The organism is Kistimonas scapharcae, from assembly GCF_039540975.1.
Lineage (GTDB): Bacteria > Pseudomonadota > Gammaproteobacteria > Pseudomonadales > Endozoicomonadaceae > Kistimonas > Kistimonas scapharcae.
Map to the genome: position 1 here is coordinate 1 of NZ_BAABFL010000343.1, position 7,166 is coordinate 7,166.

Annotated in this window: 6 protein-coding genes; 3 read left to right on the plus strand and 3 right to left on the minus strand. The window is 43.4% G+C overall.

The window, feature by feature from the left end:
• Window positions 1–297: 297 nt before the first annotated feature.
• The 3 genes from ABD892_RS12300 to ABD892_RS12310 form a co-directional block, all read right to left on the minus strand.
• Complete coding sequence (locus ABD892_RS12300) at window positions 298–1,557, minus strand: hypothetical protein (RefSeq protein ID WP_345196020.1); 1,260 nt, start codon at window positions 1,555–1,557, stop codon at window positions 298–300.
• Window positions 1,558–1,862: 305 nt separating this feature from the next.
• Window positions 1,863–3,866, minus strand: a complete 2,004-nt coding sequence (locus ABD892_RS12305) for an ankyrin repeat domain-containing protein (protein ID WP_345196021.1) — start codon at window positions 3,864–3,866, stop codon at window positions 1,863–1,865.
• 277 nt (window positions 3,867–4,143) lie between these two features.
• Window positions 4,144–4,527, minus strand: coding sequence for a DUF2628 domain-containing protein (locus ABD892_RS12310; protein ID WP_345196023.1), 384 nt, complete (start codon window positions 4,525–4,527; stop codon window positions 4,144–4,146).
• Window positions 4,528–4,685: 158 nt separating this feature from the next.
• Between ABD892_RS12310 and ABD892_RS12315 the strand changes: the two genes are divergently transcribed.
• The 3 genes from ABD892_RS12315 to ABD892_RS12325 all read left to right on the plus strand — a co-directional run bounded on the left by ABD892_RS12315 (window position 4,686) and on the right by ABD892_RS12325 (window position 7,110).
• The gene (locus ABD892_RS12315; protein WP_345196024.1) at window positions 4,686–4,976 is read left to right on the plus strand and encodes a GIY-YIG nuclease family protein; all 291 of its coding nucleotides are present in this window, start codon (window positions 4,686–4,688) and stop codon (window positions 4,974–4,976) included.
• A 93-nt stretch (window positions 4,977–5,069) separates the two neighbouring features.
• Window positions 5,070–6,014: a S1 family peptidase gene (locus ABD892_RS12320; protein ID WP_345196025.1), complete on the plus strand. Its 945-nt coding sequence runs from the start codon at window positions 5,070–5,072 to the stop codon at window positions 6,012–6,014.
• 313 nt (window positions 6,015–6,327) lie between these two features.
• The gene (locus ABD892_RS12325; protein WP_345196026.1) at window positions 6,328–7,110 is read left to right on the plus strand and encodes a hypothetical protein; all 783 of its coding nucleotides are present in this window, start codon (window positions 6,328–6,330) and stop codon (window positions 7,108–7,110) included.
• Window positions 7,111–7,166: the final 56 nt, after the last annotated feature.

Here is a 7,166-nt window from a genome sequence, read left to right on the forward strand (position 1 = left end):
ATCAGGCTCGCCAATACGTAAGGTGACGGGGGTGTTCAAGTAGACCAGAATCGGTGTTCAAGTAAACCAGAATATGCACCTGCCAGTCTGCATAACATGATGTTTAACATCATCGCCGATTCTTTATTTCCTGAAGGAAAAGATTGTAATACTAAAAAATTGCGGGTAGTTTCAATAACCAGACATCTTAGGTGACGCAGTTTTTCTGGTGTTGGATGATCAGTGTGACTCTGAGTTTTTAGTAGTTTGCTGTTAAATGTATCCACTAACTCTTGAAGATCACTATCTCTATTCTGCTTATCTGAAAAACGACGCATTACAAATTGTTTTGGATTTTTTCCGGAAAACGTTGATAGAAAATGAAAGGCTGGATTTTGTTGTACTATTGGGCTCTGCATTATTATGCGTGGCCAGCACAATACGCTCATTTGAATTGACCTGGTGGCGTATGACTTTAATGGTGCTATCCAGTTCATTAGGTGTTTTATAAGTGACAACTGACATTTCTACGAGTGCCTTTAACCCCGTAACTTTACGTTTTCTTTCAACAGGCAAGGTGACTGCTAAAGTTGTAGCATCTGCTAATCGTCTGGGGTGTCCAAGTTTCATTACGATGTTGAATACGTGTTCCGTTGTCAGCCCCTTGCTGAGATCTGTCGTTAATACATATGTAAGTGTATTGGCCATTTTGATCAAAAAGTAGGGGCTGGTGTCGCTACAGTGTCTGCCCGGAGTTCTGTTTGATTTTTCGATTAATAATCCACAAAGTCTATCATGATGCTCCCCGATGAAAGTATTATTTCCCAGTTGGACGGCTAAATCATATAGTACTTGATCGGTTTGCTTTGCATTATCAATAAACTCACCCAATAGTTGACGATGATGCCCGTCGAGTGAGTGACTGCTTGATAGGCAGGCCTGCAATCGATTAAAAAAAACTGCTCTATCGGATTGCCAGTTTATGCTCTGGTAGACTTGCTGTTCAAACATGACGGACAGTATTTGATGGAAAGTGCGAACTAATGGGCTACTGTAATGGCAGGTTTCTGGTGCCCCGTCTTTCTTTAAATTCCACATAAATAACCAGCTTGATTCATGCTCATAAAATTGGTTTGGGTCTAATAGTATGCGTGTTAATTTTTCCAGCTTTTCGAAGAACTCAGTAGCTCTGATATGTATATCGGCTCTGGGGGTTGTCTGAGCCGGTGGGGGCACGAATTGTTGAGCCCAGTGGTTAACGGGATTGAGGCTGCCCATGGGATGCAAAGCTGGTTGTGCATCTTGCCCATATGGTGACACCATAGGTGTAGCAATGCTTGTCTCGGGCGTTTCGGGGGGGACTTGCTCACTATCGGAAGTCTCTACCTGTGTACTGACTGTGGCAGAGCTTATGGCTCTGTGAAACAGAATGCTATCAGCAACCAGGGAATCTGGCTCGACGATCATACCATTTATTATATCTTCTCTTTTCACATAGCCTAGATGGCCTGTAATCTTCGATTCAGATTTAATATGGTTAATTAAATATTGTTTTTGTTGCTGTTTTTGTATTTCCATAGTGCCCGAAGCTCCTTTGAGAAAATGAAAAAAGGTGAGTTTGGTGGTTGCAGGATTGATAGCTATGATCGTTAGTTATTTGACCGTGTATTTTTTAGTTTTTCGATTGGATGCCACTATTGATAGTGATTCTTACTGACAATTTTGTTTTTCGCATTAATGCGCGGTTGTTTGTTTATTTAATGCTTCTGTCTTCGAGTGCTTTTCTTGGTTTGTTGGTTAAAAGAGTCTCTTGCTCATTTCAGAAATGACCACGAAGAATATCCTATATGGCTATTTATGAACGCTTCTAGTGTGTCCATTGGTTATTTTGATGGCCAATCAACACGCACTGCGCTGGATATCAAGCCTCTTAAACGCTGATACGCAGCTCCTTGGATTTTGGCACGTAGCTGAAATAAGTCAATGAGAGCGTCATTGGTTGATGCGCCATGAGTCAGCAAGTATTCGATAATGGTATAGTGCTTCTCTGTGTTATGTTGGAGCGCTGCTCTCAGCGGACTATAGTCTTCTTTCCTTCTGGAAGGCAAGGTACTGTGTTGGTCGATTTCTGCACCTGCCTTTAGGAGTGTGTCGATGACATCGCGGCTGCAGCCAATGTCGCATGCATAGACAAGTGGCAGGACACCGAGGAATGGCTCGCTGACCAGGCGCGCGAGGCCAGCACCTAGATAGTGTTGTAATTGCTCAACATCATTCTTGAAAATACATGAAAATATCGGATGATCCAGCAGCTGACTTGCCTCTATTGTTGGGCGGGTAGTCAATTTTTCTGATAATTTATTCAACAACTGTTCTGGCGTGTTATGTACTAACTCATCAGGACTTAAGGCTATATACGGTATCTCTGCGTATCGGAATAGTAACACTTGAAGAATGGTGGTGAGATCACGGTTCCCGGATTGGAATGGATTAATGTATAAAATGTTGCGCGAGACTCGTATTATAAGCGTCATGAGTTTTTTTATTGTCTCATCATGTGCTTTTTTTAAGCGATTTATTTCTTTGGTTGCAATTGCTGAATTCAATAATGCTTGTTGGATCGTTCTTGTTTTTTCTTTTAGTACGATGCAGTCGTTGGTAAATAAGTCCATTAGTTTTGTTGTTTCTTGCACTCTATCTTCAGGTGTGGCATGACGTTTTAATGTGGTTTTATTATGTTTTAAGTCGAATGATAGTGTGAACAATCGTTGGCTCAATTTTCTTAAGTCTTCCCCATCTTTCTCATTGTCGGTAAATAGAGCGTGTGCAGTAATATTATTGTCCCTGATCAAATCTGTGATTCTTTTCCTTTCTTCTTCAGTATCACAAACAATAATGGATTGATTGAGTACTATATCCAGATTTCTTTTCGAAAAGTTGCCAATAAGATTCAGTTCTATCTCGGAGTATGTGGCTGCATATGAGGTATGACCCAATTTTATCATTAGCGCCTCAAGGTGATGATATGTAATGCCATCACCGATATCCATATTCCATGCAAGTGAAAGTGCATGGACTTGTCCAGCGAGGCGATAGGGGGCGACGTGCTCACCAGAGTGCCGACCTATAGATGTTTTATCATCTTCAATCAGGAATGCATAAAATGTATCGTGATGTGAATTTGGCATCGCTATGCGATCGGTGGCAAGTTGGAAGATAGCGCTTTCTGCCTGTACTGCATTCTGTAAAAAAGCGTTAACAAATGCCTTTTGAGTACGGGTTAATTGATCTGATTCCCGTATAACCCTTATCATATGATGCAATGCATGGAGTCGCTGATCATTTCGGGTCACTTGCCGGTATAGAAGAAGCTCAAGCATGAGAGAAAGAAATTGGCAGGCCTTATTGGTATCTAATAATTTTTCATCGATTGGGCTGTCAGATGATGTTTGCAAAAGATCATGCCATCTCTGATTGTGTACCGTTTCAATATCGCTAGCCTGAGTTTGATTCGACAATAATTTTGCGACTATGGTTTGTATATTCAATGCCAGTCTATAGGCTTTTTCTTCAATATTTGCGATGGGAAGGTAATCAAATTTGACAGGCATTTGTTGTATCCAGCTACTATGAGTGATTTTTTTGAGTGCTGGAATCAGTACACGTCCAAAATACTTTCTTATATACGGCGCTGGCTCCGCAATATTGATTTGTCTGCAAAATATGGATCGTTGAGGGTGTTGGTGATTCTGTTTGAGAACGTACCCGACGAGCAGGCATTCTGTAGGAATAGCTGTAATAAAGGGGGGGATATCAATCTGATGGCTCAGACTTGTTCCTGAGCGTAGTGCTACAGAATCAATAAATACTGGTGCTGATGTTTCCATGGGTTCATCTGAAATAGTTTAGTGGAATATGAAATCAAATCTGTACTGACATTGGTGTGCAGTGACAGGATATCTGCGATTAATGTATCGATAATGGTAGTAATGAGTTCAGTTAATTAATAAAGTTCCAGAATCGTTTTTCTTGATGATTTATGTTAGCGAGTTAAACATGATTTGTCGGTACTTGAATGCAAAAAAGGCAGAGACGGTGAAGAAAAGTCACTCTGCCTTTGCTCTGTCAGTGCCTTATTTCATTGAGAATGAGCTTATTGTGTTTCTATACCAACATTTGCCCATGATAATCCTGGTCACAACGCATAATCGCCTCACGGGCGGATGGTGCATCCAGTTCGCTGAGCAGCTTGTAGCCTTTTCGTTGCAACGCTTTTTCCCGCCAGCAATTACCTTTGAAAGCCGGTAATAACCACACGGTAAGAGAGCCAGCCAGAATCAGGAGTGCCATCGGCAGGCTGCTGGAGTGTTGAACCTGGAGATCCAGCATGTGCAGGATCAACTGTATAGCGAACAGGATTGCGGCCACATTCCAGAGCCGCTTGAACAGAGCCCAGAAGACACCAAAGAACAGCGCTGGCCAGGAGAACCCCTGTTTAACCGCTTCGTGGCCATGGGCGGGATGGTAGTAAACACGGAATCGCTTCATGGTTTTCTCCAGGTTCCGGTAGTCACTGTCAGCCTGACGATGATACAGTTCTCACGCCGGCGTATGGCCGAGGGTGTGGTTCAAGCATATCAGCCACAGGTTCCGGGTCATGTTGGTAATTGACGCAATCGTTTGTGGTGAGAAGGGACTGCACCTTTATGGCTGAATGGCATCTCTATATGATTCGCTGTGCAAAAGGCACACTGTATACAGGGATAACGACAGACGTTGCGCGTCGTTTTCGTGAGCATTCGGCGGGTAGAGGGGCCCGTTATCTTCGAGGCCGTGGCCCGCTTGAGCTGGTGTATCAGCATCCGGTGCAGGGTCGAAATGAGGCACTGAAACTTGAAATCAGAGTTAAGAAGTTATCACGTCAGCGGAAAGAAGCGTTGATTATGGGGGCATGTTCAATGGATGAACTATTGAATACGATCATAATTATGGGATGAAGTGAAATATCGTCTTATTAAAAATAAAGTCATAGCATCTGCATATTGCAACAATAGTAGTTGTTATTTGTTTTTTCTGATGTGTAACTGAGTGTGTCTGTTTCATGGTGGAATGGTTATTATTTGCTGATTAATTGCGCTTGTTTATCTATAAGAGGTTGCTTTGTTGTTAATCTGATTTATCTTTCCTGTTACGTCATTTCTTGGTTGTTTTTTCTACGGTTGAGTATGAGATATATGCAGTCTTTTGGCGTTTCAGTGTGTTTTTCTGCGTTTTTATTGTTGGTTTTTTCAAATGTTTCCATTGCCACTATTCCAAAAGATACATCGTCTTTAAGGATTATCGGTGGACGGGATGTTAGTCATGGCAAACAGCCTTGGCAGGTGTCTTTTCAGGATGGACGAGAGCATTTCTGTGGTGGTTCCCTGATTGCTCCCCAGTGGATTCTGACCGCTGCACATTGCCTTGATAATTATACGCAGGAATCCCTTGGAGAAATCGATATTCGGGTGAATACGGTAAAGATTTACGGCCAGGGCAATGGGAAATCGGCTCGCGCCATCAGTGTGCATTTCCCCGATGACGATAAAGCGGATATTGCTTTGGTCAGACTGGAAAAGCCTGTTTTGAATGTACCGTATCTGGCGCTGGCAGACGATGCCGTGATGGAAGAGTCGGGCTACCCCGGCGTTTTAGCAACCGTTTCTGGCTGGGGTATGACAAGAGAAGGGGATTACAACATGCCGGATACGTTGAAAACCATCGAAGTGCCACTGGTTCCTCAAGCTTACTGCAAGCTCTCATACGATGATGATATTGCCGATTATGAATTTTGTGCGGGTTATGTGGATGGGGGGAGGGATGCCTGCCAGGGAGATAGTGGTGCTCCACTGATCGTGAAACATGAGGATAATTTTGTGCAGGCCGGGATTGTTTCCTGGGGATCCGGTTGTGCCAGACCTTTTATGTTTGGTGTCTATACCCGGGTGGCTTCATTTACAGACTGGATAGGGCGTGTGATTCAAGAAGGGAGCTAGAACAATATTATTGAGTCAATGACGCCGACACTCGCTGTTCCACTGCTAATGAAAGGCTCACAGGAACTTAAAATCACGCATATGACTTCGTATAAACGTTTTGCTTGAGGATGCTCATAGTTGCTATAAACATACACCTTTGTTGCTGTACATGACATTTGTCTGCATAGTTGGTTTTATATCGAACTTATTGGATACCCATACACTCTATAGGAGTAGTCAGTAACTCACGCGTTCCCTGTCCTCCCTGCCTTTTTGGGAAGACAGTATTTGGCGCGTATTTTGACCCTGTAGTTTTTATGGAGGTAATCCAATGGCAGCATCGGCACAGTCCAGAACAACGTCCCAATCTTATTCACCTGTAAATACCATCCCTCCCGTTTTTGATAGAACAACCAGTCTTCGAACGGTGGACGCCAATCGACTCGTCAAGGCGGACGGTAATTTGACCCCAGAGGCCCAACAGTACTTTACAGCGGATCCAATTGCTATTGATGAGCGCAGCGCTCGTCCCTGTAACCCGGATGTACTTTTTCCAAAAGCAGTGCCTGTCGTGCAACCACTGCTTGGCATTTTGAGTTGGTTTATCTGTACGTTTGAGCGAGTGGCCCGATTTGCCAGAGATCAACTGGGTTTAACGCCCAGCCGGCCTGGCCACCTTGTATTCGAAGCATTTGAATTACCGAATACACTGGTTAAACCGAGCGAGTTTCGTAATAACCAGCAAATCACATTGGATGAATTTAAGCAGCAAGCATTGCCTGAACTGCCTGCTGATTCTGGTTATTTTCTGGATAGGCCCAGCTCGGATTGGGCTGGTATTACAAATGCGGATGTAAGAACCGTAATGGATCAGTGCCAGCGGAATCCTGCTCAAGCAAAATTTGTCAAAAATATGTATGAATCGATTCCTGACCCCAGGCCAGAAGATGAAGACAAAATAGCCATACCCAATAAGGCAGAGATGCATGTGGCAGGCCGGGTAGCAAGCCATGGTATTCGGGGCCATGCTGATATTCAGACGCAAACTCAAGAAGCCCTGAAGAAGATCAGAGAAGAGAATACACCCTACCTTAACTCCCGCTTAACGATCTGAAGAAGTAAGGCTAAATTGAATGAAGAGAGCGTCCCCTGTGCTCTTCAGGCAAAATA

What these genes read in the sequence shown, in the direction of transcription:
- ABD892_RS12300 (WP_345196020.1), bottom strand. Translation starts at nt 1,557, where the DNA reads ATGGAAATACAAAAACAGCAACAAAAACAATATTTAATTAACCATATT.
- ABD892_RS12305 (WP_345196021.1), bottom strand. Translation starts at nt 3,866, where the DNA reads ATGGAAACATCAGCACCAGTATTTATTGATTCTGTAGCACTACGCTCA.
- ABD892_RS12310 (WP_345196023.1), bottom strand. Translation starts at nt 4,527, where the DNA reads ATGAAGCGATTCCGTGTTTACTACCATCCCGCCCATGGCCACGAAGCG.
- ABD892_RS12315 (WP_345196024.1), top strand. Translation starts at nt 4,686, where the DNA reads ATGGCTGAATGGCATCTCTATATGATTCGCTGTGCAAAAGGCACACTG.
- ABD892_RS12325 (WP_345196026.1), top strand. Translation starts at nt 6,328, where the DNA reads ATGGCAGCATCGGCACAGTCCAGAACAACGTCCCAATCTTATTCACCT.